Source organism: Streptomyces sp. NPDC004658 (genome assembly GCF_040609555.1).
Classification (GTDB): domain Bacteria; phylum Actinomycetota; class Actinomycetes; order Streptomycetales; family Streptomycetaceae; genus Streptomyces.
This window is the reverse complement of record NZ_JBEXKG010000400.1, coordinates 1-1,303: the sequence shown is the minus strand read 5'-3', so window position 1 is coordinate 1,303 and position 1,303 is coordinate 1. Positions and strand designations below refer to the sequence as shown.

At 75.3% G+C, this 1,303-nt stretch carries 2 protein-coding genes; both read left to right on the top strand.

The genetic code is table 11. The features are described from left to right. Positions 1–245, top strand: a 245-nt coding sequence (locus ABZV94_RS41665; protein ID WP_356350321.1) for a DUF2267 domain-containing protein, incomplete at its 5' end; no start/stop codon positions are given. 255 nt (positions 246–500) lie between these two features. Further along, positions 501–959, top strand: a complete 459-nt coding sequence (locus ABZV94_RS41660; protein WP_356350319.1) for an ANTAR domain-containing protein — start codon at positions 501–503, stop codon at positions 957–959. The last annotated feature ends 344 nt before the right edge of the window (positions 960–1,303 follow it).

The following is a 1,303-nucleotide window of genomic DNA, read 5'->3' as shown; positions in this document are numbered from 1 at the left end:
CCGCCGGACCGGACTCCGGTACGGCGGCCGAGCGGTTCGGGCTGACGGCGTTCGCCGGACGCATCGCCGTCCGGGCGGGCACCGACGAGGAGACGGCGCTGCGGGAGGCCGCGGCCGTGCTGGAGGTGCTCGACGCCGCCCTCGCCCCGGAGCTGACCGAGCGGATGGACGGGGCGCTGCCCGCCGACATCCGCGAACTGCTGCCGGTGGAGCGCGCGGTCCAGGACACGGGGAGGCCCGACTGACGACGCAGGTGCCGCGGCCGCCGGGCCGGCGGGGGCTCGGGCCCCGCGAGCTGCACGGCTGACAAGGAGGAGGGCCCGCGACGGGACGGGCTCGCGGCCGCCGGACGGCGCCGGAGGCGGGTGTTCGCGGTGGGGCGCGGCGAACCGCGCGGGCCGCGCGGCGTGACCGGGGTCCGCGGGACTGGTTCAATTCGTGTGCAAGCGCCCACCGGGGGCAGGCGTAGCAGTGACGCCCCCCACTCGAAAAGGTGCTCCATGGCCTTCTTCGCCCTCTCCCGGCACCAGCCCCTCGTCCTGCTCTCGGCGACGGACCTGGCGTCGGAGTACCACCGACTGCAGGAGGAGAACGGGCAGCTGCAGCGCGCGGTGACCTCGCACGCCGTGATCGACCAGGCGATCGGTGCCGTCGTCGTCCTCGGGCGGATGGCCCCGGAGGAGGCCTGGCGTGCGCTGCGGGACGTCTCGCAGCGCACGAACGTCAAGCTGCGCACGGTCGCCGAGCACATCCTGGACTACGCGCAGGGCGGCACGCTCTCCGAGCCGGAACGGACGGAACTCGGGAAGGCGATCATGCGCTACCGCCGGCGCGAGGAGCCCGCGGTGCTCAGTGACGACCTGCCCGCGTCGGCCGGCGGTGCCGGGAGCGACGGGCCGCCCGGGGCCGCACCAGCCACCGGTCCTCGACCTGGTCCAGCCCGTACAGCAGCAGACTGAGCACCGGGAGCAGCAGAAGCGCGACGATGATCACTGGAGGTACCCCCTCCGGGCGACGACCCCCGGCGAGTGCCCAGGACCTCCTCCGCCCACCCTCGCCGCTTGTGAAGGTCCCGTGACCGCTGCGTCCGTCGTGATCGTGTCCAGCGGCTCGCCGACGGCACGCCCCTTTCCCCTCGGAGTCCGGGTGCGTTCGGCGCGCCCCTTCGGCGTCGTGTGCGTACGGTGCTGTGGAGGTGACCGGCTGTCATCCGGGCTGCCTCTCGGGGCGGGAGGAGGTGGGAGCGGTGGTGGGCGATGCGCGCCGGCGGACGGCCCGGCGCAGCGGCGTGCGCCGGGCCGGG